Raw genomic sequence first — 25,068 nt, 5'->3', positions numbered from 1 at the left:
CATGGAAAGTGAATACAAACTCCTCAGTGGCGCGATGGTCACCCTCGCGCTGGCCACAGCCACTCTGGTCGTCGTGCCTTACATGCAGCTCGACCACGTGGAACCGCCTCCCGGGCTCAAGCCCTATACCGAGCAGCAGCTGCGCGGGCGCGAGGTCTACATTGCCATGGGTTGCCTGTATTGCCACTCGCAGCAGCCACGCAGTCAGTCGCAAGCCCCCGATTTTGAACGAGGCTGGGGGCGGGCGCCGGTTGCGGGGGATTATTACTACGATCATCCTCACCTCATGGGCACCTCGCGTACGGGTCCAGACCTATTCAACATCGGGGCGCGTCAGCCTAGCGTGGACTGGAACCTTGGTCACCTGTACGAGCCTCGCGCCTATACGCCGGGCAGCATCATGCCGTCCTTCCCATTCATGTTCGATGTCAAGGACAAGGCGGCGCCCGGTGACAAGGTCGTGAGCCTGCCGCCCAGCTTTGCGCCGGCTGGCAAGGTGGTCGTGGCCAAACAAGAGGCCCTTGATCTGGTGGCCTATCTGGTTGGCCTGAACCATACCTACCCTGTTGATCCTGGAGTGCAGTTGCCCCAGTTGTCTGCAGCACAGGCCGCCGCTGATGGGATCAAATCCCCCGAGGGAGCCAAAAAATGAGCGATCCGAAGAACGATCAGCAAAAGCGCGAGTACTCGGAACCTTACGAGGGCAGCCATCCAGTTCCAAAACTGGTTCTGACAGCCATTGGGGTGCTGCTCATCTGGGCTGTGTACCATTTGTACGTCAGTTTCAACCCCATGCCTGCGTCTGTGGGCGATAATCGCGTGGCGCAGGATTTCATCGTGCCAAAGACCATCAATGGGGGGCAGATCTACGCGGCCAACTGCGTGGCCTGTCACCAGGCCAATGGCGCGGGTATTCCGGGTGTGTTTCCTCCGCTATCGAAGTCCGAGTTTGTCGATGCCAAAGATCCTGGTGTCATGGTGCGCATTCTGCTCCACGGCATTCATGGTCCACTGACGGTCGAAGGCAAGAAGTTCGACGGACAGATGCCCGATTTCGGCGGCAAGTTCAGTGATGAAGAAATCGCTGCATTGGTGACTCACGTGCGTTCCAGCTTTGGCAACACGGCTTCTGCGGCAGACGCTGCATTGGTGGCCAAGGTTCGGGCTGACACCAAGGACCAGAAGGGTCCCTGGAAAGGCGACGAAGATCTCCGGCCGCTGTTGAAGTAACTTTTGCTTGGGTAGGGTGGTGCGGTGCGTCTGGTTCTGGCACTGGTGTTCGCCTTGGTGGCTGGACTGGGGTCGCTCTATGCGATCACTGACGGCTATAGCGTCCTGACGGCTGAAGGGGCCCGGCGTCAGGATGTGGCGGCGCATCCGCGCACCCTTCCGCAAAGCCTGGTGCTCGATTCGGCCGGGCATGTTTCGTCGCTGGATACTCTGTTGCGGCAAGACGGTCGTGTGGCGATCGTCAATTTTTTCTACACACGCTGCATATCCCTGTGCCTGGCTCAAGGCTCGATCACCGAGCGTCTGCAGCAGGCCATTCTGGCCGAAGGGTTGCAGCATCGCATCCGCCTCATCAGTATCAGTTTCGACCCTCGTGACCATGGGCCTGATCTGGCGCGCTATGCGCAGCGCATGGGCGCCGATCCTGCCGTCTGGCAGTTCCTGGCCTTCGCCAACCAGGCTCAGGCCAAGGCGGCGCTGGCCGTGTTCGGCATCACCGTGGTGCCGGCTCCGCTGGGTGAGTTCGAGCACAATGCCGCGTTTCACGTCGTGACACACGACGGGCGCCTGGCGCGTGTCCTGGATCTGGATGTTCCTGGCTTGGCGCTCGGAGCGGCGAAGTCACTGCTGTCGCCCCCGCTCGGCGTGAACCAGCCCTCGGGCGCCCCCGCGGCGACCCCGTTGGTTTCGGGGGGCGCCTCATGAAGGCGTGGCTCAAAGATTGGAAATTCTCACTGCTGCTGGCAGTGGTCTCTCTGGGAGTATCAGTCGGCCTTCGGGACGTTTTGACAGCTCTCATGAGCCTGCACATGCTGGTGCAGATTCCGCTATTGGTGCTGGCGGGGCTCTTTGCAGAACAAGCCTGGCACGGCTTTCATCGACAGAAGGCCGAGCCTTCCATCGCGCCGCAGCCTGCCCACTGGTCATGGAATGAACTCGGTCTTCCCGGGTTGCTGCTAGTCAGTCTGGTGGGGGCGTTCTGGATGATTCCCAAGGCGCTTGATGACGCCCTGACGGACTGGCGTGTGGCGGCTTTCAAGTATCTTGCACTGCCTGTGTGCGGCTGGATACTGCGCGCGTCGCTGCGACACTCCAACGTGGTCATCAAGGTGTTCTTCCTGGGCAATTTCTGCTGGATGAGTGCGATCATTGGCAACGTCTATTTGAATCAGCCCGTGCGTTTGTGCAATGCTTATCTGCAGGATGACCAGAGTTGGGCGGGCAGTGGCCTCATCGCCTTGGCGATCGTGCTGCCGTTATGCTGGCTGCTGGCCGAAGTGAAACCCATCTGGCGCTTCCTGCACCGTTAGGAGATATTCCTATGTCGTTTCCCCACGATTCTGCCGCCGGTGCGGCACCATGGCGCCGCCGGTCAAGCTGGGTGGACCGCCTGTTGGCCGAGGCGGGCCGTGCCTTGCAGGTGCTCGATGGCTCAGTGGCGCACCGCCGGCCGTATCCGGCAGGGGATTCCTTCGGTGACGCTCCGACGCTGACCGAGTCTGAGGCCCGTCATGCAGCCGGGCTCATGCGGGTTAATCATGTGGGCGAGGTCTGTGCGCAGGCGTTGTACCGGGGGCAGGCCTTGTGCTGCCGCGATGAAACCGTGCGGCAGGTATTTCTGCAGGCGGCCGAAGAAGAGGTGGATCACCTTTCGTGGTGCCATCAGCGGCTCGGTGAATTGCATAGCCGGGTGAGCGTCTTCAACCCGGTGTGGTATGCCGGTTCGTTTGGTCTGGGTGTGATTGCCAGCCGGTTGGGCAAGGCACGTAACCTGGGCTTCATGGCTGAGACGGAGCGCCAGGTCGAGGAACATCTGAACGGGCACCTGGATTCGCTGCCGGCTCAGGATCTGCGCTCGCGACAGGTGGTGACCCAGATGCGAGATGATGAGATCGGCCATCGCACGACCGCTGAGCATCATGGCGCGGTCCCTCTGCCGGTGGCGGCACAGCGGGCGATGCGTTGCATGTCGCGCGTGATGACGACGACCGCTTATCGGCTGTGATTGATGCCCGCGTGATGCCCGCGCGCTTTTTGGTTGTAACAAACCCTCTAAAAATCCCTCTCCAAGGGGTCAAAAATCGAAAGATGAGGTTTGACGAGAGGGTCAAGAGCTAAGGATTTCCCTGTGTTGTTGCGCCCGACCCACAAATCTAAGGCCGGTATCTATTGACAACAAATAAATCTTGCCTGGCAGCAAGAGCGGCCTATATAATTTGATTATCGGATGTCGAAACGTGATTGCAGCGGGTAAACCCTCGTCACGACCGGCTCGGGCCCAAGGCCCTGGAAGCCCGACATGCCCAGGTTGTCTCCTCCACCCTCCTCCTTTGGTGGATTTAGCCCAGGATCTTCGGATCTTGGGCTTTTTTTTATCTAAGATCGATACAGAAGCAGTACGATGCCGTGTTGTTTTTGTTGCATCTGAGGGGGTGTCTGCGCTCGCAAATGTGACATTCCAGCCGATAATGAGGTTTTTGCCTTTCGTGATTGCTTTGAACGCTTCCAACTTGTCCGCTTCATTGAGCTGGCCCATCATCGGGGTGGTGGCATTTATGGTGGGCGGATTGATCGTCGCATCGGAGCGCTGGCATGGCCGCTATACCGACGACACCGATTTGCACAAGCCTCAGGCCATGCATACTCGAGCCACGCCCCGTGTGGGCGGGCTTGCTGTCATTGCAGGCAGTCTGGCCGGGTTGCTGGTGCTGGGCCCGCACAACATGACGCTGACCTGGCTGTGGCCTGCGTTGTTTGTGGCGGCGCTGCCGGTGTTCGTGTCGGGCCTTCTCGAAGACATCACCAAGGACGTGGGCCCCAGCAAGCGGCTGCTGGCCGCTTTTGTTTCGGCCGGCATCGCCTGGTGGCTGTTGGGTGGTGTCTCTCGCGTGGGTTTGTCGTGGGCCGATGCGTTGCTGTCCAACTGGCCTGTCATCTCGCTGGTGTTCACCATCGTGGCCGTAGGCGGCTGCACGCACGCCATGAACATCATCGATGGAATGAATGGTCTGGCGGGGATGATCGCCACGTTGATGGCGGTATCGCTGGCGCTGGTGGCGCTGCAAGTGCAGGACACGCCCATTTTCCTGATTGCGACGGCGCTGGCTTCTGCTGCACTGGGTTTTCTGGTCTGGAATTTTCCGTTTGGCAGGGTGTTCCTGGGCGACGGCGGGGCGTATTTCCTCGGGTTCATGCTGGCCGAGCTGGCGGTTCAACTGGTGGTGCGCAACCCTGGAGTCTCACCGTTCTATGCGCTTGCCGTTTTGTTTTACCCAGTGTTTGAAACCCTGTTCTCGATCTGGCGGCGCAAATTCAAGCGGGGTGTGCCGGTCGATCAACCGGATGCCTTGCACCTGCATCAACTGGTGTTTCGCCGTCTGGTTCGTGTGACGTTCAGCCGCGACCGGCGCCATGCCGTGCCGGCGCTGTGCAATGCCATGACTTCGCCCTATCTGTGGGTGCTGGCCCTGATTGGCCTGGTGCCCGCCACGCTGTGGTGGGACAACGCCTGGGCACTGTGCGCCAGCATGCTGTGCTTTGCTGCGGTGTACATCTGGCTGTATGTCCGTCTCGTGACCTGGCGCCGTCCGCGCTGGCTGTTATTGCCGTCGCTGGGACGGCGGCATCATTAAAAATCCAATCCGCAACATGGCTCGTAAAGCCGGGGAGAATCAACTTGAACATTCAGGACGTGAAACTGGCCATAGTGGGCCTGGGCTATGTGGGGCTGCCGTTGGCCGTAGAATTCGGCAAGCAGCGCTCGGTGCTGGGCTTCGACATCAATGCTCGCCGCATTGACGAGCTGCGCGCAGGGCGCGATCACACGCTGGAAGTCAGCGGCCCGGAACTGGCCGAGGCTGCTCACCTGCGGTATTCCAGCGATCCTGCCGAACTGGCCGCTGCCAACGTTTTCATCGTCACGGTGCCGACTCCCATCGATGAATACAAGCAGCCGGACCTGAGCCCGCTCGAACGGGCAAGCGAACTCATTGGCCGCGTCCTCAAGCGTGGTGATACGGTCATCTACGAATCCACGGTCTATCCGGGGGCGACGGAAGAAGTCTGCGTTCCGGTACTCGAGCAGGTTTCGGGCCTGAAATTCAACGTCGATTTTTACGCTGGATACAGCCCTGAGCGCATCAATCCGGGCGACAAGCAGCACCGGGTGTCCTCGATTCGCAAGGTCACGTCCGGGTCTACCCCCGAAGTCGCAGAATTGGTCGACACCCTGTATCGGCTGATCATCAAGGCGGGCACCCACAAGGCGTCGTCCATCAAGGTGGCCGAGGCCGCCAAGGTGATCGAAAATACGCAGCGCGACGTCAACATCGCGCTCATCAACGAGCTGGCACTCATTTTCAACCGGATGGGGATCGACACGCTGGACGTGCTCGAAGCGGCTGGCACGAAGTGGAATTTTCTGCCGTTCCGGCCCGGTCTGGTGGGTGGGCACTGCATCGGCGTGGATCCGTATTATCTGACCCATAAGGCGCAAGCCATCGGTTACCACCCCGAGATCATTCTGGCCGGACGTCGGTTGAATGATTCCATGGGTGGCTACGTGGTGTCGCAGCTGGTCAAGGCCATGACCAAGCGTCGCATTCAAGTGCAGGATTCCCACGTGCTGGTCATGGGGTTGACCTTCAAGGAAAATTGCCCCGATCTGCGCAATACCCGGGTGGTGGACATCGTGCGCGAGCTTCATGAATACAACATCCGTGTGGACGTCTACGATCCGTGGGTCGATCCTGCAGAAGCCAAGCACGAGTACGGCATCACGCCCATCACGAAGCTGGAAAACGGCGCGTACGAAGGCATCATGGTGGCCGTGGCGCATCATCAGTTCGCCGAAATGGGTGCCAAGGCACTGCGCGCGCTGGGCAAGCCTCAGCACGTCCTGTACGACCTGAAATATCTGCTCGCCCGTGGCGAGTCCGATTTGCGTCTGTGAGGTTCCGAGATGACGACACGGTATGAAGCGGTTCGTGCCGAACTGCAGGCCAAACCCAGAACCTGGCTGGTGACGGGGTGTGCGGGCTTCATTGGTTCGAATCTGCTGGAAACCTTGCTGGGCCTGAACCAGACGGTCGTGGGTCTGGACAACTTCTCGACTGGCTATCAGCACAACCTGGACGAAGTCCAGTCGCTCGTCACGGCCGAACAATGGGCCCGGTTTCGCTTCATCAAGGGCGATATTCGCGACCTGGATACATGCCGCAAGGCGGTGGAAGGCGTGCAACACGTGCTGCACGAAGCGGCCCTGGGGTCGGTTCCCCGTTCGCTCAAGGACCCCATTACCACCAATGCGGTCAACGTGGGCGGCCAACTCAACATGCTGGTGGCTGCCCGGGATGCTCAGGTCCAGTCCTTCGTGTACGCGGCCTCGAGTTCCACCTATGGCGATCATCCGGGCTTGCCCAAGGTTGAGGACCAGATCGGCAAGCCTCTGTCTCCCTACGCCATTACCAAGTACGTGAACGAACTCTACGCCGACGTATTCGCCCGGGCGTACGGTTTCGAAGCCATTGGCCTGCGGTATTTCAACGTCTTTGGCAAGCGTCAGGACCCTGACGGTGCCTATGCGGCCGTTATCCCAAAGTGGGTCTCTTCGATGATTCGCGACCAGGAAGTCGTGATCAACGGCGATGGCGAAACCAGCCGCGATTTCACCTACATCGAAAACGTCGTTCAGGCCAATTTGTTGGCGTCCCAGGCGAGCCCCGAAGGGGTGAACCAGGTCTACAACGTGGCCTTCAATGCGCGGACGTCTCTGAACCAGCTGTTCGGGCACCTGCGCGACGTGCTGGGGCACAACGGGGTCTTGTATGCCCGTGAACCGCGTCATGGCGATTTCCGGGCCGGCGACGTGCGCCATTCTCAGGCCGACGTCTCCAAGGCACACCGCCTGCTGGGGTATGAGCCCTTGTTCGACATTCTGCAGGGTCTGGAAGTCGCCATGCCCTGGTACACGCAGTTCCTGCGTTGAGGGCAGGGGTGCGGGCCACGTCATGATGAGTGTCGCGTGTTCGCGCCCGTAAAGCGCTGGCTCGAGGGGTTGCCGGTCGATCACCTGCGCATTGCGCAGGGCGCGGCGCGGGTGGCCTTCTTCCTGCTGATGGGCAAGGCGGTCGGTGCCGTCAAAGAGATGGCGGTGGCTTACCGCTACGGGGTGAGCGATGTCGTCGACGCATACCAGTTCACCCTGACGCTGGCCAATTGGCTTCCGGTGACCCTGGTAGGCGCGTGTTCGGTCGTGCTCATCCCTGCTCTGGTGCGCAGTCGCCACGGAGACGCGCAGCTGCATGGGCGTTTTCTGGGAGAGTTGCAGGGCTGGGCCTGGTTGCTGGGCGCCGTGATTGCCGTGAGTCTGGCCGCATCCTGGCCGTGGGTGTTGGACGTGGCCGGAGGCGGGCTCACGCCGACGGTGCATGGCATGAGCCTGCTGCTCATCCTGGGGTTTGCTCCGGCAGCCCTGTTCACGATCTGGACGGGGCTCAGTTCCGCCCGGTTGCGCGCACACGAGCGCCACATCAACACGTTGCTCGATAGCGTCCCGGCGCTCATGATCATGGTGTGGGTCCTGCTGGCGCCTGTCGGCGCCGGGGTGCTGCCCTTGCTGTGGGGGACGCTGCTGGGCTATGCGCTGCAATCCGTGCTGGTCGAGTGGCTGGCCCGACGGGCTGACCACGTCCCAGTACAGCCACATCTGTATCGCGTGGCGCCCCAGTGGTCGACGTTGGCCGCCGCCGCCGGCATCATGCTGGTGGGGCAGCTGGCCATGAGTTTCGTTGGCCCCATCGACCAGTACACCGCAGCCCAGCTGGGCCAGAACGCCAACGCCACCCTGGGGTACGCGGCACGGCTGCTGTCCCTGCTCATTGGCCTGGGTGCGGCGTCGGTGGGTCGGGCGGCGCTGCCGGTCCTGTCGGACGTGCAGGCCCGAGGCGATGCGGCGCACGCACGGCGCATGGCCCTGAAGTGGTCTTTGGCCATGCTGATCATTGGTGCTGCCGTGGTGGCGGTGGGATGGTGGCTTGCCCCCTGGGGCGTGGCCCTGTTGTTCGAACGCGGGGCTTTTACCGCGCAGGACACCGTGCTGGTCGCGCAGGTGCTGCGGTGGGGCCTGCTGCAGATTCCGTTTTATTTTGGCGTACTGATCCTGGTGCAGCTGTTGGCCAGCCAGAATCGCTACGGCTGGATGGCGACGATTGCCGTCGTCAATTTTCTGATCAAGGCCTGGATGAACACCATTCTGGCCCCCCGCATGGGTGTGGCCGGCATCATGCTTGCCACCAGCATCATGTACGCCATGTCGTATGTCTGTTATTTGGGATTGTCGGTGCGTCAGCGCCCGGCAACAGGGAAGCACCGTGAGTAAGAACAGGGACCAGGAGGCCGGTCGGCGGCCTCACCTGATGATCGTGATTCATTCTCTGCAGGGTGGAGGTGCGGAGAGGGTGGCGGTCGACATGGCGGCTTATTGGCAGGGCCGTGGCTGTCAGGTGTCTGTGGTGACGCAGACCGATGCCTCCGAAGACGCTTATCGCTTGCCGGAAGGCGTCACGCGCCATGCCCTGGGCCTGGCGAGCAGTACTGGCGGGCGCATCGCTGCGCTGTGGGGCAATATGCGCCGGGTGTGGGCCCTGCGGCGCCTGGTGCGCCGTCACCGGCCCACGGTGGTACTGGGGATGATGACGCGAGGGTCGATTCTGTCCGTGCTGGCGGCACGGGGGCGTTGCCGCGTGCTCGTGACCGAGCACACGCATCCGCCGATTCAAGCGCTCCCCGCGTTCTGGCAGCGTATGCGGTGCCGGACTTATCCGCAGGCCGACGCGGTGATCGCGCTGACCCACGGCACGGCGCAATGGTTGGACGAGCATGTGCCAGGGGTGCAGGCGCAGGTGATTCCCAATGCCGTGCGCTGGCCGCTGGAGGACGGGGAGCCGGTGGTGCCTGCGGTGCGTCCGTCTGGCCGCCACCGTTTGCTGGCGGTGGGGCGATTGCACCCGGTCAAAGGCTTCGATTGTCTGTTGCGGGCCTTCGCGCCGCTCGCGGCCTTGTTTCCGGACTGGGATTTGACCATTCTTGGCGAGGGCGAGGCTCGCGCCGATCTGGAAGCGCAGCGAGATCAACTGGGCTTGCAGGGCCGGGTGAATCTCCCGGGGCGCGTGGGCAACGTCGGAGCCTGGTACCAGGCGTCTGACGTATACGTACTCAGTTCCGTCGCCGAGGGGCTGTCCAATACCCTGCTTGAAGCGATGGCGAGCGGTCTGTCGTGTGTGGCCTTCGATTGCGAAACCGGGCCGCGCGAAATCATCCGCGATGGGATTGACGGTGTGTTGGTGCGGCCTGTACAAGATGCCGAAGCCCTGGCGGCACGTCTGTCCGAGGTCATGGCCGATGCCGTCCTGCGCGACCGACTGGCGCAGCGGGCTGTCGATGTGCGGGATCGCTTCAGCACAGCGCGCGTCATGGCCTTGTGGGAGCAGGTGTTCCGTGGCAATCGGGTGAATTGAGATGAAGATTCTCTTCCTGGTCAGCTCTATGCATGGAGGCGGCGCCGAGCGTGTTGCGGCCACGCTGGCGAGCGCGTGGGCCCGACGCGGAGATGAGGTCATGCTGGTGAGCTGTTATTCGGGGCGTGGGCACTGTGATCAGCAACTTGATCCGGGCGTGCGACTGGTCTGGCTGGCCGATCGGATGGGTGGCCCGACCTGGCTGCGTCCCGTCAGCAAACTGTGGGCCTTGCGGCGGCTCACCCGGGAGTTCCGGCCCGATCGGGTGCTGTCGTTCCTGACCAACGTCAGCGTCACCGCCTTGCTCGCCTTGCGCGGGCTGGGCTTGCCCGTCGTGGTGTCGGAGCGCACCGATCCTGCCTATGGCGACGACGTGCTCGAGCCTGCGCTCAAGTGGTTGCGACGTCTGACATACCCGTGGGCATTGCGCGTTGCGGTGCAGACGCCGCAAAGCGTCCCTCATCTGCAGAAGGTGGTTCCGGGTGCGAAGCGGGTGGCTGTCGTTGCCAATCCTTTGCCCGATGGCTTGCCTCCCGCGCGCAGGCAGGAGCCCCGTACGGATCGCTGCATGTTGGCCGCCCTGGGCCGTTTCAACTCGGTCAAGCAGTTCGACAGACTCATCGAGGTCTTCGCGCAGCTGGCCGATCGATTCCCGCATTGGGATCTCTGGATCTGGGGCGATGGCCCGGAACGCGCGGGCTATCAGCGGCGCGTGGACGCCTTGGGCCTGCAGGATCGCATTCATATGCCGGGCTTCAGCCGCACTCCGTGGGACGACCTGCAGCGGGCGCATGGTTTCGTGCTCAATTCCCGCGTCGAGGGGTTTCCCAATGCCTTGCTGGAAGCCATGGCCTTGGGTTTGCCCTGCGTCGCGGTGGATTGCCCCTCGGGGCCAGCCGAACTCACACGCAATGGCCAGGACGCAACATTGGTTCCGCTCGGAGATGAACGAGCCTTGTCAGCCGCGTTGGCTCGGCTCATGCAGGCGACACCGGCAGAGAGAGAAGCATGGGGTGCTGCAGCCGCTGCTTCGGTCCGGGGTCGCTACGGTCTGGAGACTATTTTGAAAAGCTGGGATGCTGCCTGGGGAGAGGATGGCAAAAATGGCTGAATTACAGGTTGTTCACGTTATTTCGGGCTTGTTGCACGGGGGCGCCGAAACTGTACTGCGCCGCCTGGTCACGGCGCCCGATACCGAGGTGCGCCATACGGTCGTTTCCATGAGCGGCGAGGGGGTGATGGGGCCGGTGCTGCGCGCCGAGGGCATCGAGGTGCTCACGCTCGACATGCAGGGGCTGGCGGGGTCGGTTCGCGGCCTGTGGCGCCTGTATCGCTTGTTGCGGGAACGCCGCCCCGACGTGGTCCAGACCTGGATGTATCACGCCGACTTGCTGGGAGGGCTGGTGGCGCGTCTGGCGGGGGTGCGCGCGCTCGCTTGGGGTGTGCGGAATTCGGGCGTGAGCCTGGCCGAGAGCAGTCGTTCTTCACGGGTTGCCGCTTGGCTGTGTGCTCGCGTATCGGGTTGGATGCCGGGAGTGATCGTGGCGTGTGCACGTCGAGCGGCCCAGGTTCATCGCAACTGGGGGTACCGCAATGATCGGATGCTGGTCATCCCCAATGGGTACGATCTGGCCGTGTGGCACCCCGATGCAGCCGCTCGAGCACAGTGGCGCGAGCAGTGGGGTGTCCCCGATGATGCCGTGCTGGTCGGGAGCGTTGCGCGCTGGAATCCCCAGAAGGATCACGCCAATCTGCTGGCGGCTGTGGGCCTGCTGGTGCGCCGATATCCAAGTCTTCGCTGTGTGCTCATTGGCTTGGGGATGTCACGCGACAATGCTGAGCTGATCGACCTGGCCCGGCATTATGGTTTGCTGGAACACCTGATCTTCCTCGGGCGCCGCGACGACGTGCCCGAACTCGTTCGGGCACTGGACGTGCATGTGCTCTCCAGCAAGGCTGAAGGGTTTCCCAACGTGGTGTCCGAGGCCATGGCCTCGGGGGTGGCATGCGCCGTGACGGATGTGGGCGATGCAGCAGATATCGTCGCAGAACACGGCTGGGTGGCGCCGCCCGGCGATGCCGCCGCGCTGGCCGATGCCATCGAACAAGCCATCGTCGCTGTGCGTTCGCCTTCGTGGCCTGAGCGCGCGCAGGCCGCACGAGACTCCGTGGCTTCGCGCTACAGCCTCCAGGCCATGGCGGATCGCTATGGTGTCGTCTGGCGTCGTCTGGCGGCTGACTACCCGACCCACAAAGGGCGCGTCGGGCCGGCAGCTGCGAGGGGGGCGCAGTCTGCCTCCTGGATGTCCGGAAGTTCCCCCGCCTCAGCGGCTTCCGTCGCGCAGGGTGGGCACCGGACCTTGCTTTTCATCGTCAACAACCCCGCCTTCTTCCTGTCGCATCGCTTGCCGCTGGCGCTGGCTGCGCAGCAGGCAGGCCATGAGGTCCATGTGGCCACCATGGATGGACCTTCAGTTTCTGAAGTGCAGGCGCATGGCTTCATCCATCATGTGCTGCCGTTGTCGCGCAGCGGCATGAATCCGTGGTCCGAAGCCCTGAGCCTGTTGGCCATCTGGCGGCTCCTGCGGCAGTTGCGCCCTGATCTCGTTCATGCGGTGACCATCAAGCCGGTCCTGTATGGGGGTATGGCCTGCCGCCTGGCGCGCGTGCCGGCCTTTGTGGCCGCGATTTCGGGCTTGGGCTATATGTTCATGCAGACTTCGGGCTTGCGGGGGCTATTGCGGCGCCTGTCCTTGCTGATGTATCGGCTGGCGCTGGGCCATCCCAACAGCCGGGTGATTTTCCAGAATGCAGCCGATCGTGCCATGCTGGTCGAGGCGGGTGCGGTCAAGGCGCAACGAGCAGTGATCCTGAGAGGCTCGGGTGTGGACCTGCAGCAGTTTGCGCCGCAGCCTTGGCCTGAGGGCCCCCTTACGGTCACCATGGCGTCCCGCTTGCTGCGCGACAAGGGGATCGAGGAGTTCGCGGCGGCGGCTCGTCTGACGCAGGGGCAGGGGATACGCTGGCGTCTTGCCGGGAGCCTGGACCCGGGGAATCCCGCGTCGGTGGACCCCGCCTTGTTGCAGGGGTGGCAGACCGCCGGCCTGATCGATTACGTGGGCGAGTGCACCGACGTGGCGGCCTTGTATGCACAGTCGCACGTGGTGGTGTTGCCTTCTTACCGCGAAGGCTTGCCCAAGTCACTCATCGAAGCGGCCGCCTGTGGGCGCCCCGTGATCACGACCGATGTGCCTGGATGTCGCGATGCCATCGAGGCCGGTGTGACCGGGCTGCTCGTACCGGCGCGAGACGCTCGGGCTCTGGCCGATGCCGTGCTGCGCCTGGCGCAGGACGAACCCTTGCGTGTGCGTATGGGGGCGGCCGGGCGTGCGCTTGCGGAGCGGGATTTTGGGCTTCCCGGTATCGTCGCGGCACACCTTGCGCTTTATAGCGAGTTGATGGCGTAGGGCGCCGGACTGCGTCATCTGGAGGGGGCCGGCCCGTGGCGTGGCGCGCGGACGCGCCTGAGGCGCTTAGAAGGGCAAGGGCTGTCCTGGCAGCAGGGCGGCAATCGCAGAGCGAAACTCGCCCTCGATGCGCTTGAGTGCTTCGGGGGTGTCGCCTTCGAAGCGCAGAACGACCACCGGTGTGGTGTTGGAGGCCCGAGCCAGCCCAAAGCCGTCGGGGTATTCCGCTCGAATGCCGTCGATGGTAATGCGCTCGGCAGCACTCGGAAAATGGCCTTCGGACTGCAGGCGGGCCACGAAGGGGTGAGGTTCGCCTTCTTTCATGGGCAGTTTCAGTTCCGGCGTAGACAGCCCTTGCGGCAGGGCTTCGAGCACCGCACTGGGGTTGGTGCTGCGCGACAACACTTCCAGCAGGCGGGCGCCGGCATACAGGCCGTCGTCGAAGCCATACCAGCGCTCTTTGAAGAAGATATGGCCGCTCATTTCGCCCGCGAGCGGTGCGCCGGTTTCGGCCAGCTTGGCCTTGATGAGCGAGTGCCCTGTTTGCGACATGGTGGGCGTGCCGCCCGCCTCGCGGATGGCAGCCACCAGGTGCCGGCTGCACTTCACGTCGAAGATGATGGGGGCGCCGGGTACCCGTTGCAGCACGTCGCGGGCCAGCAGGATCAGCTGCCGATCGGGCCAGATGATCTGGCCGCTGCGGGTCACGACACCCAGGCGGTCGGCGTCACCGTCGAAGGCCAGGCCGAGCTCGCAGTCGGTGCGCTTCAGGTGCGCGATCAGATCTTGCAGGTTGGCCGGGTCGGCCGGGTCCGGGTGGTGGTTGGGAAAGTGCCCATCCACCTGCGTGTAGAGCTCGTCGACGGTGCAACCCAGCGCCCGGAACAGCGCGGGAGCCACCACACCGCCTACGCCGTTGCCGCAGTCGATGGCAATCTTGAGCGGACGCGCGAGCTTCACGTTGCCCGTGATGCGCTGGATGTACGTCTGGATCAGATCCTGGGTGCGGCCGTGCCCTGGAGCCACGTCTTTGGGGGGCTCGATGTGCTCCATGAGGGCGCGCAACGCCTGGATGTCTTCGCCGTGCAGCGTACGTCCGGCGATCATGAGCTTGAATCCGTTGTAGTCCGGAGGATTGTGGCTGCCCGTGATGGCCACGCCGGAGCCGCTGCCATCCAGGTGGGTGGCAAAATACACGAGCGGCGTATGCACCAGCCCCAGGTCTACGGTATCCAGCCCGCCTGCCTGCAGGCCTTGCAGCAGTGCCTGCGACAAGGCAGGACTGCTCATGCGGCCATCGTGACCGACCACCATGCTGCGCACTCCCTCGCGACGTGCCTGTTGCGCCAGCGCCAGGCCCAGGCGGCCAGCGAAGGACTCACTGATTTGAGCGGGGACGGTCCCGCGGATGTCGTACGCTTTGAAGACGGCAGCAGGCAGAGGAATCGAGTCAGACAAGGTAGGCTCCGAGATAAGAGCCTATTATCGCCGATTACAATCAGACTTTTGATCCGTCGCCTGGATACTGTATGGATACGCTGGAAGCCTTGCGCACGATGCTGGGAGCATCGCAGGTACTCACCGGGGCCGATGCGCAGCCCTATGCCACCGACTGGCGTGAGCGCTATTCGGGCCAGGCTCTCGCGGTCGTGCGGCCAGCCGATACGGCCGAAGTCGCCGCTGTGGTGCGCCTCTGTGCCGAGCAGGGCATTCCCCTGATTCCGCAAGGTGGCAACACGAGCCTGTGTGGCGGCGCGACGCCCGATGATTCGGGCCAGACCGTCATTTTGTCGTTGCAGCGCCTGAATCGCGTGCGCAGCATCGATACCGACAACGATACCTTGGTGGTCGAGGCCGGTTGCATTCTGCAGTCCGTGCAGAAGGCTGCTCTCGATGCGGGGCGCCTGTTCCCATTGAGTCTGGCGGCCGAGGGCAGCTGCACCATTGGCGGCAATCTGGCCACCAATGCGGGCGGCACGCAGGTATTGCGCTACGGCAACATGCGCGAGCTCGCCCTGGGGCTGGAAGTCGTCACCGCGCAGGGGGATATCTGGCATGGGCTGCGGGGGCTTCGCAAGGACAACACGGGCTACGATCTGCGCGACCTCTTCATTGGCAGCGAGGGCACGCTGGGCGTCATCACGGCTGCCACCCTGAAGCTGTTTCCCCTGCCGGTGGCCCGCTGCACGGCCTTGCTGGCCGTCGAGTCGATTGCGGCGGCCATCGACATGCTGGGTCGGGCGCGAGCTGGTCTGGGCGCTTCGCTCACGGGGTTTGAGCTCATGGCGGGCGACTGCCTGCGCGACGTGGTGCGCTGTTTTCCGCAGCAGCGGTTTCCCTTCGAAGGCGCGTCGGCGCAACTGCCCTGGTTCACGCTGCTGGAGCTCTCTGACAGCGAGTCCGAGGCGCACGCGCGCGAGCGCTTCGAGGTCGTGGTAGGCGAGGCACTCGAGGCCGGCGTGGTGCAAGACGCCGTCATCGCCGAGTCGGTGGCGCAAAGCCATGCGCTGTGGCATTTGCGCGAAAGCATCCCGCTGGCCGAAAAAGAAATCGGCAAGAGTATCAAGCACGATGTCTCCATCCCGGTGTCGCGCATGGCGGAGTTCGTCGAGAGTACCAATGCGGCGCTGCAGGCGGCGTTTCCGGGCATTCGGCACGTCATTTTCGGCCATTTGGGCGATGGCAACCTGCACTACAACGTGGCGCCGGGAGTGGGCTGGGCCGAAGGCCAGCTGCTGGGCCGCCAGTACGACGTGTATGGGCTGGTGCACGACCGGGTGCATGCCGTGGGTGGCTCCATCAGCGCCGAGCACGGCGTGGGGCAGCTCAAGCGTGATGCTTTGCCACGCTACAAGGACCCGGTCGAGATGGCGCTGATGCATCGCATCAAGGCGGCGCTTGACCCGCAGTGCATCATGAACCCCGGCAAGGTGCTCCGCCCCGAGTAGGACCCGACGCTTCCGTCACCTCGCACCGCGCGGGTGTCGGCGCAGGGCAGCGTCAGGCTGCTGGTTGCGGGCGGGTGCGCTGCCGGATCATCAGGGCAAGCAGTATCCCTGCCAACGAAAAGACGCCGGTCGCCACCCAGGTCCATTGCCAGTTGCCACCGGCCAGGTTCACCACCCAGGCTACCAGGGGCGGCCCCACGAACTGGCCCATCGACGAGCATTGCTGCATCCAGCCCACGGTGGTGGAGGCCGTTTGTGCCGTTGGGGCCAGGGTCAGCGCCAGTACGAACAGGGTCGCGGGCACCAGACCGCCCACGAGCGAAAACAGCAGTACCGCGGTGAATTGCCCGGCGGCCGGCAGAGGCGCCCCGAATGCAGCGTAGGCGCACACGACCATGGTGGCCAGGCCGATCACCAGCAATTGCCACGCAGGCACGCCGCGGTGCAACAGGCGACCTGCGGCCAAGTTGCCGATTGCGTTGGACCCCGCCACGATGGCCGTGAGCAATCCGGCCGTGGTGCCGGCGACTCCCTCGGTGGCGTAGATCGTGGGCAGGAATCCGATGATGGCAATCCACTGGCTCGAGTACATGCCAAAGGTCAGTGCCACCAACCAGACGTTCAGTGATTTCAGGGTCGTGGTTGCCAACGTCAGCATGGGAGGGTGCAACTGATGGGGATTCGTGACGCGGTCGGAGGGTACCAGGCGCAGCACGACGAAGAGGCAGACGGCGGTCAGTGCCGCAAGCAGCAACCAGAGCACCTGCCAGTCGCCGAAATTCAGAATCCAGGAGCCCGTCAGCAGAATCAGAACGGTACCCAGCGGCATGTAGCATCCCCACAGTCCCATGACGCGACTGAGATTTTCGGGGGGCACCAGCCGGCGGATAAGTGCCGGGATGGGCATGACCACCATCAGAAAGCCCACCCCTTCGATTGCGCGGCCCGCAAGCACGGAGAATCCCGAGTCAAAGAGCGCGGACAACGCCGAGGCGAGGGACAGGATACCCAGCCCGTACAGAATGCAGCGCCGCAGTCCCATGCGTTCCGCGACCAGCCCAATGGGCAGGCCCAGGGCCATCCCGCCCATCTGCACGATGGACAGCAGGAACCCTGAGGCCACCAGGCTCAGATGAAAGTCTGCCTGGAGTTGAGGGAGCGCGGGGGGCACTTTCCAGATGTGCAGCGCAGCACAGATTCCCACCAGAACCAAAAACAGCGAGATGCGGATGGGCGAGTCGGATGAGGCGGATTCGGGCTTGGCTGACGGTCTCATGGGCAGGGCACTAGCGTTTCTGGCAGTGAGGACAGAAGTAGGTGGCGCGTTGTCCCTGGACGATGCGCCGGATGGGCGTCGCGCAGCGCGGGCAGGGATCTCCTGCATGATCGTAGACGGCGGCATGCAGCGTGAAATAGGCGCCTGGGGTTCCTTGGGCGTTGACGTAGTCGCGCAAGGTGCTGCCGCCAGACTCCAGCGCTTGGGTGAGCGTGAGCCGAACTGCATTGTACAGGCGCTCGCAGCGCGGCCTGGAGAGGCGGTCCGCCCGCGTCCTCGGGTCGATGCCGGCCTGGAAGAGCGATTCCGAGGCGTAGATGTTCCCCACGCCAACGACGACGTGCCCACCCAGCAGCACCTGCTTGATGGCCTGACGGTGCTGTTTCAGTCCCTGGTGCAGGGTTTCGGGCGTGAAATCCGGACCAAAGGGCTCTGCACCCAGGTGGGCGAGCAGCGGGTGGTCTCCCACCGGGCCTGCGTTGGCTGGATGCCACAGAACAGCACCAAAACGGCGAGGGTCGTGTAACAGAAAGCGTGCGTCGTCGAAGAGAAATTCGACGTGATCGTGCTTGCGCAGTGCCTCGTCCATCGGCACCCGGCGCAGCGATCCGGACATTCCCAGGTGAAGGATAAGAGTCCCCGGGACGAACCGGATCAGCAAGTATTTGCCTCGTCTGTCACAGGCAATAACCTTCTCACCCTGGATCTGCTGCGGCAGATCAAGCGGGATGGGCCAGCGCAGCCGGGCTTCGTGGATGAGCACGCGGCGCAGGGTACGCCCTGGCATGACCGTGGCGATTCCACGACGAGTTGTTTCAACTTCTGGCAGTTCGGGCATGTCGGGGTGATAACATCCACTTTCGATGACGCAATTTTGCCACCAGACGCGATCTTGACTCGCGTACCGGCTCATGGTTACCGCAAATGAGATTCCCCGCTTCTGTGTTTCCCGTGGTGTTGGCACTGGTTGTCGCACACGAGACGGCATGGGCTGCGCCGCCAGCAGCGGCACCGGTCGATCCGGTCGAAACCATTCATTTGCGTAGTGGCGAGCCTCCGGCCGTCAATCTGTCGCCTGACCTCCTGTTTCGTATCCTGGCGGCCGAGTTTTCGGCTCAAAAGGGGCAGTACGACGACGCTTCGCAAGAATTGTTGTCGCTGGCGCACGATACCCTGGACCCACGTCTGGCGCAGCGCGCATTTCGGATGGCCATGACGGCTCGCAACTTGAATCTGGCCCTGCGCTCGGCACGTGAGTGGGTGCTGCTCGCACCCAACGATCCCGAAGCGGTGGCGGCGTCACTGGCCCTGTCGGCGTCCAGTGGGCAGACCGAAGGGTTGGCGCGCACCTTGGCGCGGCGCATTCAATCGGCCGACGATCAGGATCAAGCCATTGTCCAGTCTGCTGACATCGTAGGCAAGATGACGGACAAGCGTCTGGGGCTGGAAGTGCTCGAGAAGGCGCTGGCGGGCGTCCCGAATTCTCCACTGGCGCATCTGGCGCTGGCGGATGCAGCCTGGGCGGCGGGCGAGTCTGGCCGCGCGGTGGACGAGGCACGCAAGGCGCAGGCGCTGGACCCCGATTCTCAGGACGCTGCACAGCGTGTGCTCGAGTACGGCCTGAAGGTAGACCCGGCTCGCGCCATTCGCGATACGTATGCCTATTTGAACAAGCATCCGAATCAGCGTGCCTTGCAGTTGCTGCTGGTCAGCCGGCTGACCAGCCGGGGTTCATATGATCAGGCCTTGGCGGTGCTGGATCAGATGCGCCAGCGTACGCCTGAAGACTTCGACCTGCTCTATACCGAGGCCGAGGTCAACACCCGGGCGGGGCGCTACGACGCGGCCAAAGCCTTGCTGGCGGAATACCTTACAGTCCAGAAATCTCGGCGGAAGTCGATTGCCGACGAATCCACGGACGCGCAGGCCGACACTTCGGATGCTCGCCTGCTTCTGGTGCAGATTGCAGAGCGCCAGCATGATGACCAGGAGGCCATCCGCCAGTTGCAGATGATCGATGAGCCGTCCCTGCAGTTTCAGGCACGTACGCACGAAGCCGTGCTGTACGGCAAGATGGGCAACCTCACGCAGGCCCGGGCGACGCTGGATGCGATCAAGCCTACCGATCGGCACGAACGTATCGTGATTCAGCTGACCTTGGCCTCGATCTATCGCGACGCAGGGCGCACCGACCAGGCCGTCGACATCCTGAAAGCTGCCGATCTCGCCATGCCGGACACGCCCGAGATCAAATACGACCTTGGGATGCTGTTGCATCAGCAAGGGAAGACCGCAGAATTCGAACAGCTCATGCGGCGCGTGATCGAGCTGGACCCGGACAACGCCAATGCCTACAACTCGTTGGGCTATACCTTGGTGGAGCAGAATCGTCGCTTGCAGGAAGCGCGCGATCTGCTCGAGCACGCCCTGGACCTGGAACCCAACAACCCCTATGTGCTCGACAGCGTGGGCTGGTACCTGTTCCGCATCAAGGATTATCAGGGCGCGCTGGAGTACTTGCGGCGTTCGTACGATCAGTTGCAGGCCGCTGACGTGGCTGCGCACCTGGGCGAAGCGCTGTGGATGCTCAAGCGCCACACCGAGGCCCGTGATGTCTGGGCTCGAGGCCTGAAGGACGATCCCAAGAACGAGGCCCTGATCTCTACGCTCAAGCGCCTGGGAGTGCGCCTGCCATGATCAGCGCCGCGCTTGCTCGCGGGTTGCGCTGGGGCGGTGTCTTGGCGCTGACGGTGCTGCTTGCGGCCTGCGCCACGCCTGGCCGCATCGGGGGGCAGGGCGCTGCGTTCGAGCGCGTGGGGCGGTTCGCCGTGAACCTTCAGCCCGTCATGCAGGCTCCTTATGCCGCGCAAGGCGGCTTTTCATGGCGTGATGACGGGCGCACTCTGCGCCTCGATCTGAGCACGCCGCTGGGCAGCGTGCTGGCCCGCATTCTGGTGGAGCCCGGCCGCTCGGTGCTCGAGCGTGCCGATGGCAGTCACGAGATGGCGACTGATCCGGATGCTTTGCTGGCACTCATCTGGGGGCACGCCATGCCGGTGTCCGGCTTGCGGTCCTGGATTCGAGGCCGGGCCGTGCCAGGTCGGCCCGTATCGGGCGAGCAGCGCGATGCAGAGGGACATTTGCTCGCGCTCGAACAGGATGGATGGCAGGTGCAGCTGTCCGATTATGACGGGGAAGGCCCGCGTCGCGTACGGCTGCTGCGCCAGGACGATCAAGGTCAGTGGCGGCTTCAGTTCGTGGTGGATAAAGGCTGATTCGTGCGGGCACTCTATGACGTGCCGGCGCCGGCCAAACTGAACCTGTTCCTGCATGTGACCGGTCGCCGGCCGGATGGCTACCATGTACTGCAGACGGTTTTCCGCTTCGTCGATCTCTGCGACGTGCTGCAGTTCGAGCGCACTGACGATGGTCGCGTGGTTCGGGAAAACGCAGGCCTGGCCGGGCTGGCGCCCGAAGACGACCTGGTGGTACGTGCTGCGCTCAGTTTGCAGCACGCCACGGGGACCCGCCACGGGGTCCGTATTCAGTACGAGAAACATATTCCTGCGGGCGGCGGCCTGGGCGGGGGCTCCAGCGATGCCGCCTCAGCGTTGATTGCGCTCAATCGCCTTTGGGACACGAAGCTGCGGCGCGACGAGCTCTTGCGGCTTGCCTTGCCGCTAGGTGCCGACGTGCCGGTATTCGTGTTTGGCCAGTCGGCTTTTGCGCAGGGAGTGGGAGAGGATCTGACCGCCGTTGCACTTCCGGATCGCGCATACTGGATTTTGCGGCCGGACGTGCACATCTCCACCGCCGAGGTATTCCGGTCGCCTGATTTGACAAGAAATTCTGAATCGGTAAAAATCGCTGTCTTTACTGATTGGCAGACAGGGCATTCTGACCTTTTTGGTCGCAATGATCTGGAAGCTGTGGTTTTTGCCCGGTATCCGCAAGTGGCTCGTGTGGCCAGTGTCTTGCACGATGCGGGGCTAGAGGCCCGCATGAGCGGATCGGGTTCCTGCCTATTTGCAGAGTTCGATGATCTGGCTCAGGCGCAAGTGCGTAGCACCGGATTAATCAGTAAAATACACAGCCTGCCTGGTGGGGCGCTGGGTGGTTCCTGGGTCTGCCAGGGGCTTTCCGAGCATCCCTTGCGGGGCTGGGTCGTGGTTTGACATTTGGGGAATCGCCAAGCTGGTTAAGGCACCGGATTTTGATTCCGGCATGCGAAGGTTCGAATCCTTCTTCCCCAGCCACCTCTACGCCTAACAGGCAACATTTCAGGCTGTTGAGTCGGCCCCTGACGGGTGCAGTTCAGCAGCCTTGTCATTTGACACATTGGTTTGACACCATGGCACAAGACAGATTCATGATTTTCACCGGTACGGCCAACCCTCGCTTGGCGGTCGATGTGGTGAATCACCTGGACATGTCGCTGGGCAAGATGACCGTAGGCCGTTTTTCCGACGGCGAGGTCATGGTCGAAATCAATGAAAACGTTCGTGGCAAAGACGTCTTCGTGCTGCAGCCCACCTGCGCGCCCACCAATGACAACCTGATGGAAATCATGGTGATGGTCGACGCCTTGCGACGGGCTTCTGCGCGCAACATCACGGCGGCCATTCCGTACTTCGGCTATGCGCGCCAGGATCGGCGCCCGCGTTCAGCCCGGGTGGCGATCTCGGCGCGTGTCGTGGCCAACATGCTGCAGGTCGTCGGTGTAGATCGCGTCCTGACCATGGACCTGCACGCCGACCAGATCCAGGGCTTTTTCGATATTCCGGTCGACAACATCTATGCGGGCCCGATCCTGCTGGGTGACATCTGGAGCCGCAACTTCCAGAACCTGGTGGTCGTGTCGCCCGACATCGGCGGTGTGGTGCGGGCACGCGCTCTGGCCAAGCAGCTCGAGTCCGACCTGGCCATCATCGACAAGCGCCGTCCGCGTGCCAATGTGTCCGAGGTCATGAACATCATCGGCGACGTGAATGGTCGCACCTGCATCATCATGGATGACATGGTGGATACGGCCGGTACGCTGTGCAAGGCTGCGAAGGCGCTGAAAGAGCGCGGTGCGGGTGCCGTGTACGCGTATTGCACCCATCCGGTGCTTTCTGGCGAGGCCATCAAACGCATCGTCGAGTCCGATCTGAACGAAGTCGTGGTGACCAACACGATTCCGTTGTCCGAGGCCGCTCGTGAATGCGGCAAGATTCGCCAGCTGTCCTGTGCGGCCTTGCTGGGCGAGACCATCTTGCGGATTTCCACGGCAGAATCCGTCAGCTCGTTGTTTGCTGATTGATTTTTCGTCCCTGGCTGGTCGCGGCCGGGGATTTTCAGGCAGTTTGACTGCCTTTCGTCCAGGGTGCTCTTGCGAGCCCCGAACATTTTGGAGTTTCCCATGAAATTCACCGCTTCTTCACGTAGCGCGCAGGGTTCGAGTGCGAGCCGCCGCCTGCGCCTCGCCGGCCGCGTGCCCGCCATCGTCTACGGTGGCAAGTCTGCCCCGGCCAACATCGAACTCGACCACAACGAGATCTACCACGCCCTGAACAAAGAAGAATTCCACGCTTCAATTCTGGACATGGTCCTCGACGGCAAGAGTGAACAGGTCCTGGTGCGCGACGTGCAATGGCACCCGTATCGCCAATTGGTCCTGCACGTTGACTTCCAGCGCGTCGATGCCAATCAGGCCCTGAATACGCGCGTCCCGGTGCACTACCTGAATGCAGAGCAGAGTCCTGCCGTGAAGCTGGCAGGTCAGGTCATCACGCACGGTCCGTCCGAGCTGGACATCAGCTGCTTGCCGGCCAACCTGCCGCAGTTCATCGAAGTCGACCTGAGCAACATGGTGGGTGGTGCCCGCCTGCACCTGTCCGACATCACGTTGCCGATCGGCGTGAAATACATGCCTCACGGTGCGGACGTCAACCCCATCATGGCGCAAGCCGCCGAGGTCAAAGTGGTCGAAGAAGACACGCCTGCCGCTGAAACTCCGGCTGCTCCCGCTGCTCCGGAAGCGCCCGCTGCCGAATAAGCGGTTCGCCGTTCATTCTCAAAGCCCCCGTGCGGCACGAGCCGACGGGGGCTTTGTCATGGAGCGTGGGCCTGCGGCGCCTTGCAAGTCTCCGTGGTCGTTGTACTATCTGCGTGCTCCGCATGGCGGCGCGCTTGGACATTGAACAGGACATTGGTGCATGACACCCATCCGTCTCATCGTGGGACTGGGCAACCCGGGCCCGGAGTACGAGGCTACGCGTCATAATGCGGGCTTCTGGCTGGCCGATCATTTTGCCGATGACCTGCATGCGTCGTTCACCTTGGAAAAGCCGTTTTTTGCGTGGGCCGCACGAGCTCGCCACCAGGGCCAGAACATAGTTCTGGCCAAGCCCATCACCTTCATGAACAAGTCTGGGCAGGCGGTCGGAGCGCTTGCCCGGTTCTATAAGTTCTCGCCCGATGAAGTCCTGGTCCTGCACGATGAGCTTGATCTGCTTCCCGGCTCTGTGAAGCTCAAGTTTGGCGGCGGCCACGCGGGCCACAATGGCCTGAGAGATATTCAGGCAGCGCTGGGTACGTCCAAGTTCTGGCGGTTGCGCATTGGCACCGGGCATCCCCGCAGCCTGGGATTGAACCAGTCGGTGATCGATTTTGTGCTGCATCCGCCGCGCAAGCAAGACATGCCGGGTATTGATGACGTCATCAACCGCTGTCGGGTGATTCTGCCCCAGCTTCTGGCCGGCGAATTTGATCGTGCCACCGAACAACTGCACCAGGGTAATCCGCACTGACCACCATGGGAAGAATCGCACGCGCGGGGGGGATTCCCACCTTAGGCGAAGAAGTCCTCGATTGCCTGCACTACCTGCTGCATCCCCGGCCTGGGCCACGACTGAAGGTGCGGTCGGCAGGCGCCGGGCTGCATGTCGATTTTGCGTTGAATGCGCCCTGGTGGCGTATCGTCAGCTGGGCCGTGGTGCTGTGGCTGGTGAACCTGATGGTCTTTGCTCCTCTGGCGTTGTCGGCAGCGCAGGCCGCAGGCGCTGTGCACCGATTGAACGTACAGCATCTTCCCTGGCTTACCGCACTCATCTGGGCACCCGTGATCGAGGAACTGACGTTTCGGTATGTGTTGCGCCGGCCCGCCGTGCTGTGGTGGTTCGTGCCGCTCATGGCGATCGTCCTGGCGCAGGGCCCGGGGGTGACGTCCGGCATGATCGCCGTGCTTGCGTTCCTGCTGGCGATGGCGCCTCTGTGGTATGGCCGCGGTCATCGCTGGCAGCGGGCCTGGACGCTATCCTGGGCGGGACGGCGCTGGGTCTGCAGAGCATATCCGTGGTTTTTCCATGTCGTTGCGCTCGCCTTTGCGGCTGTGCACCTGTTCAATTTTCGTCTGAACGACATGGAGCTCTTCCTGCTGCCGCTGCTGGTTCTGCCACAATGGGTGACCGGGCTGGTATTGGGCTGGATGCGCGTGCGCCGGGGAATCGGCGCTTCCATGTGCCTGCATGCCGTCTTTAATGCGGGACCCTTGCTCGTACTGGGCCTGTTGCTGCATTTTGCGCCCGAGCTGGCGGTGGGGTGAGCCGCCAGACTGCGGTGGTGCTTGACGTGGTGCAAGGGTGGGATGG

At 62.9% G+C, this 25,068-nt stretch carries 23 protein-coding genes, 1 tRNA gene and 1 pseudogene; 22 read left to right on the top strand and 3 right to left on the bottom strand.

Annotated elements, in window-relative coordinates:
• Nucleotide 1: 1 nt before the first annotated feature.
• From VF285_RS09015 to VF285_RS08955, 13 genes and pseudogenes are all read left to right on the top strand, one after another.
• Nucleotides 2–652, top strand: a complete 651-nt coding sequence (locus VF285_RS09015) for a cbb3-type cytochrome c oxidase subunit II (protein WP_346952280.1) — start codon at nucleotides 2–4, stop codon at nucleotides 650–652.
• Entirely contained in the window at nucleotides 649–1,230 is a 582-nt protein-coding gene (locus tag VF285_RS09010) for a cytochrome c (RefSeq protein WP_346952279.1), read from the top strand. Before VF285_RS09015 ends, VF285_RS09010 begins: the two co-directional genes overlap by 4 nt.
• 24 nt (nucleotides 1,231–1,254) lie before the next feature.
• The gene (locus tag VF285_RS09005) at nucleotides 1,255–1,935 is read left to right on the top strand and encodes an SCO family protein (RefSeq protein WP_346952278.1); all 681 of its coding nucleotides are present in this window, start codon (nucleotides 1,255–1,257) and stop codon (nucleotides 1,933–1,935) included.
• A gap of 92 nt (nucleotides 1,936–2,027) precedes the next feature.
• Nucleotides 2,028–2,540 carry a hypothetical protein gene (locus VF285_RS09000; RefSeq protein ID WP_346952277.1) on the top strand — a complete coding sequence of 171 codons (513 nt, stop codon included), beginning with the start codon at nucleotides 2,028–2,030 and terminating at the stop codon, nucleotides 2,538–2,540.
• 11 nt (nucleotides 2,541–2,551) lie between these two features.
• A complete protein-coding gene (gene coq7 / locus VF285_RS08995; protein WP_346952276.1) occupies nucleotides 2,552–3,235 on the top strand; it encodes a 2-polyprenyl-3-methyl-6-methoxy-1,4-benzoquinone monooxygenase in 684 nt (227 codons plus the stop codon).
• A 550-nt stretch (nucleotides 3,236–3,785) separates the two neighbouring features.
• Nucleotides 3,786–4,862: an MraY family glycosyltransferase gene (locus tag VF285_RS08990; protein ID WP_414648114.1), complete on the top strand. Its 1,077-nt coding sequence runs from the start codon at nucleotides 3,786–3,788 to the stop codon at nucleotides 4,860–4,862.
• A gap of 44 nt (nucleotides 4,863–4,906) precedes the next feature.
• Entirely contained in the window at nucleotides 4,907–6,181 is a 1,275-nt protein-coding gene (tviB, locus tag VF285_RS08985; protein WP_346952275.1) for a Vi polysaccharide biosynthesis UDP-N-acetylglucosamine C-6 dehydrogenase TviB, read from the top strand.
• A gap of 9 nt (nucleotides 6,182–6,190) precedes the next feature.
• The gene (locus VF285_RS08980; RefSeq protein WP_346952274.1) at nucleotides 6,191–7,216 is read left to right on the top strand and encodes an NAD-dependent epimerase/dehydratase family protein; all 1,026 of its coding nucleotides are present in this window, start codon (nucleotides 6,191–6,193) and stop codon (nucleotides 7,214–7,216) included.
• A 36-nt stretch (nucleotides 7,217–7,252) separates the two neighbouring features.
• A complete protein-coding gene (murJ, locus tag VF285_RS08975) occupies nucleotides 7,253–8,608 on the top strand; it encodes a murein biosynthesis integral membrane protein MurJ (RefSeq protein ID WP_346952273.1) in 1,356 nt (451 codons plus the stop codon).
• 37 nt (nucleotides 8,609–8,645) lie between these two features.
• A complete protein-coding gene (locus tag VF285_RS08970) occupies nucleotides 8,646–9,746 on the top strand; it encodes a glycosyltransferase family 4 protein (protein WP_346952355.1) in 1,101 nt (366 codons plus the stop codon).
• 1 nt (nucleotide 9,747) lies between these two features.
• Nucleotides 9,748–10,857, top strand: coding sequence for a glycosyltransferase family 4 protein (locus VF285_RS08965; RefSeq protein WP_346952272.1), 1,110 nt, complete (start codon nucleotides 9,748–9,750; stop codon nucleotides 10,855–10,857).
• Nucleotides 10,823–11,848 (top strand): annotated as a pseudogene (locus VF285_RS08960) (glycosyltransferase); the annotation flags it as partial. The gene VF285_RS08965 and the pseudogene VF285_RS08960, both read left to right, overlap by 35 nt.
• 201 nt (nucleotides 11,849–12,049) lie before the next feature.
• Entirely contained in the window at nucleotides 12,050–13,213 is a 1,164-nt protein-coding gene (locus VF285_RS08955) for a glycosyltransferase family 4 protein (protein ID WP_346952354.1), read from the top strand.
• Nucleotides 13,214–13,279: 66 nt separating this feature from the next.
• Here VF285_RS08955 and VF285_RS08950 read toward each other — a convergent pair whose 3' ends face one another.
• Complete coding sequence (locus VF285_RS08950; protein WP_346952271.1) at nucleotides 13,280–14,671, bottom strand: phosphomannomutase/phosphoglucomutase; 1,392 nt, start codon at nucleotides 14,669–14,671, stop codon at nucleotides 13,280–13,282.
• A gap of 71 nt (nucleotides 14,672–14,742) precedes the next feature.
• On the opposite strand from VF285_RS08950, the gene VF285_RS08945 reads away from it, so the two are divergent.
• Nucleotides 14,743–16,161, top strand: a complete 1,419-nt coding sequence (locus VF285_RS08945) for an FAD-binding oxidoreductase (protein WP_346952270.1) — start codon at nucleotides 14,743–14,745, stop codon at nucleotides 16,159–16,161.
• Between the two features lie 52 nt (nucleotides 16,162–16,213).
• Here VF285_RS08945 and VF285_RS08940 read toward each other — a convergent pair whose 3' ends face one another.
• Together VF285_RS08940 and mutM are read right to left on the bottom strand one after the other, a co-directional pair.
• Nucleotides 16,214–17,437: an MFS transporter gene (locus tag VF285_RS08940; RefSeq protein ID WP_346952269.1), complete on the bottom strand. Its 1,224-nt coding sequence runs from the start codon at nucleotides 17,435–17,437 to the stop codon at nucleotides 16,214–16,216.
• Nucleotides 17,438–17,447: 10 nt separating this feature from the next.
• A complete protein-coding gene (gene mutM / locus VF285_RS08935) occupies nucleotides 17,448–18,275 on the bottom strand; it encodes a bifunctional DNA-formamidopyrimidine glycosylase/DNA-(apurinic or apyrimidinic site) lyase (RefSeq protein WP_346952268.1) in 828 nt (275 codons plus the stop codon).
• Nucleotides 18,276–18,361: 86 nt separating this feature from the next.
• On the opposite strand from mutM, the gene VF285_RS08930 reads away from it, so the two are divergent.
• From VF285_RS08930 to VF285_RS08895, 8 genes are all read left to right on the top strand, one after another.
• Nucleotides 18,362–20,134, top strand: coding sequence for a tetratricopeptide repeat protein (locus VF285_RS08930; protein ID WP_346952267.1), 1,773 nt, complete (start codon nucleotides 18,362–18,364; stop codon nucleotides 20,132–20,134).
• Nucleotides 20,131–20,712 (top strand): outer membrane lipoprotein LolB, encoded by a 582-nt coding sequence (locus tag VF285_RS08925; protein WP_346952266.1) that lies wholly within the window; start codon nucleotides 20,131–20,133, stop codon nucleotides 20,710–20,712. The genes VF285_RS08930 and VF285_RS08925 overlap by 4 nt, the downstream gene beginning before the upstream one ends.
• 3 nt (nucleotides 20,713–20,715) lie before the next feature.
• Nucleotides 20,716–21,612 (top strand): 4-(cytidine 5'-diphospho)-2-C-methyl-D-erythritol kinase, encoded by an 897-nt coding sequence (gene ispE / locus VF285_RS08920; RefSeq protein WP_346952265.1) that lies wholly within the window; start codon nucleotides 20,716–20,718, stop codon nucleotides 21,610–21,612.
• A gap of 4 nt (nucleotides 21,613–21,616) precedes the next feature.
• Nucleotides 21,617–21,693 (top strand) — tRNA-Gln (locus VF285_RS08915).
• A gap of 95 nt (nucleotides 21,694–21,788) precedes the next feature.
• A complete protein-coding gene (locus tag VF285_RS08910) occupies nucleotides 21,789–22,739 on the top strand; it encodes a ribose-phosphate pyrophosphokinase (RefSeq protein ID WP_346952264.1) in 951 nt (316 codons plus the stop codon).
• Between the two features lie 99 nt (nucleotides 22,740–22,838).
• Nucleotides 22,839–23,474 carry a 50S ribosomal protein L25/general stress protein Ctc gene (locus VF285_RS08905; protein ID WP_346952263.1) on the top strand — a complete coding sequence of 212 codons (636 nt, stop codon included), beginning with the start codon at nucleotides 22,839–22,841 and terminating at the stop codon, nucleotides 23,472–23,474.
• A gap of 160 nt (nucleotides 23,475–23,634) precedes the next feature.
• Nucleotides 23,635–24,228 carry an aminoacyl-tRNA hydrolase gene (gene pth, locus VF285_RS08900; RefSeq protein ID WP_346952262.1) on the top strand — a complete coding sequence of 198 codons (594 nt, stop codon included), beginning with the start codon at nucleotides 23,635–23,637 and terminating at the stop codon, nucleotides 24,226–24,228.
• Nucleotides 24,229–24,233: 5 nt separating this feature from the next.
• Complete coding sequence (locus VF285_RS08895; RefSeq protein ID WP_346952261.1) at nucleotides 24,234–25,022, top strand: type II CAAX prenyl endopeptidase Rce1 family protein; 789 nt, start codon at nucleotides 24,234–24,236, stop codon at nucleotides 25,020–25,022.
• Nucleotides 25,023–25,068: the final 46 nt, after the last annotated feature.

Source organism: Castellaniella sp., assembly GCF_036379515.1.
In the GTDB taxonomy this organism is placed as follows: Bacteria; Pseudomonadota; Gammaproteobacteria; order Burkholderiales; family Burkholderiaceae_B; genus Castellaniella.
Note: the sequence above shows the minus strand (reverse complement) of the source record. Positions and strands in the feature narration are given on the sequence as shown.

Bases quoted from the DNA above. Each gene is read 5' to 3' on its own strand.
- mutM (WP_346952268.1), bottom strand. From the start codon at position 18,275: ATGCCCGAACTGCCAGAAGTTGAAACAACTCGTCGTGGAATCGCCACG.
- VF285_RS08970 (WP_346952355.1), top strand. From the start codon at position 8,646: ATGATCGTGATTCATTCTCTGCAGGGTGGAGGTGCGGAGAGGGTGGCG.
- VF285_RS08955 (WP_346952354.1), top strand. From the start codon at position 12,050: ATGTCCGGAAGTTCCCCCGCCTCAGCGGCTTCCGTCGCGCAGGGTGGG.
- VF285_RS08910 (WP_346952264.1), top strand. From the start codon at position 21,789: ATGGCACAAGACAGATTCATGATTTTCACCGGTACGGCCAACCCTCGC.
- VF285_RS08895 (WP_346952261.1), top strand. From the start codon at position 24,234: ATGGGAAGAATCGCACGCGCGGGGGGGATTCCCACCTTAGGCGAAGAA.
- VF285_RS09010 (WP_346952279.1), top strand. From the start codon at position 649: ATGAGCGATCCGAAGAACGATCAGCAAAAGCGCGAGTACTCGGAACCT.
- VF285_RS08905 (WP_346952263.1), top strand. From the start codon at position 22,839: ATGAAATTCACCGCTTCTTCACGTAGCGCGCAGGGTTCGAGTGCGAGC.
- coq7 (WP_346952276.1), top strand. From the start codon at position 2,552: ATGTCGTTTCCCCACGATTCTGCCGCCGGTGCGGCACCATGGCGCCGC.
- VF285_RS08940 (WP_346952269.1), bottom strand. From the start codon at position 17,437: ATGAGACCGTCAGCCAAGCCCGAATCCGCCTCATCCGACTCGCCCATC.
- VF285_RS08990 (WP_414648114.1), top strand. From the start codon at position 3,786: ATGGTGGGCGGATTGATCGTCGCATCGGAGCGCTGGCATGGCCGCTAT.
- VF285_RS09000 (WP_346952277.1), top strand. From the start codon at position 2,028: ATGAGCCTGCACATGCTGGTGCAGATTCCGCTATTGGTGCTGGCGGGG.
- VF285_RS08930 (WP_346952267.1), top strand. From the start codon at position 18,362: ATGAGATTCCCCGCTTCTGTGTTTCCCGTGGTGTTGGCACTGGTTGTC.
- VF285_RS08945 (WP_346952270.1), top strand. From the start codon at position 14,743: ATGGATACGCTGGAAGCCTTGCGCACGATGCTGGGAGCATCGCAGGTA.
- VF285_RS08925 (WP_346952266.1), top strand. From the start codon at position 20,131: ATGATCAGCGCCGCGCTTGCTCGCGGGTTGCGCTGGGGCGGTGTCTTG.
- pth (WP_346952262.1), top strand. From the start codon at position 23,635: ATGACACCCATCCGTCTCATCGTGGGACTGGGCAACCCGGGCCCGGAG.
- VF285_RS08980 (WP_346952274.1), top strand. From the start codon at position 6,191: ATGACGACACGGTATGAAGCGGTTCGTGCCGAACTGCAGGCCAAACCC.
- VF285_RS09015 (WP_346952280.1), top strand. From the start codon at position 2: ATGGAAAGTGAATACAAACTCCTCAGTGGCGCGATGGTCACCCTCGCG.
- VF285_RS08965 (WP_346952272.1), top strand. From the start codon at position 9,748: ATGAAGATTCTCTTCCTGGTCAGCTCTATGCATGGAGGCGGCGCCGAG.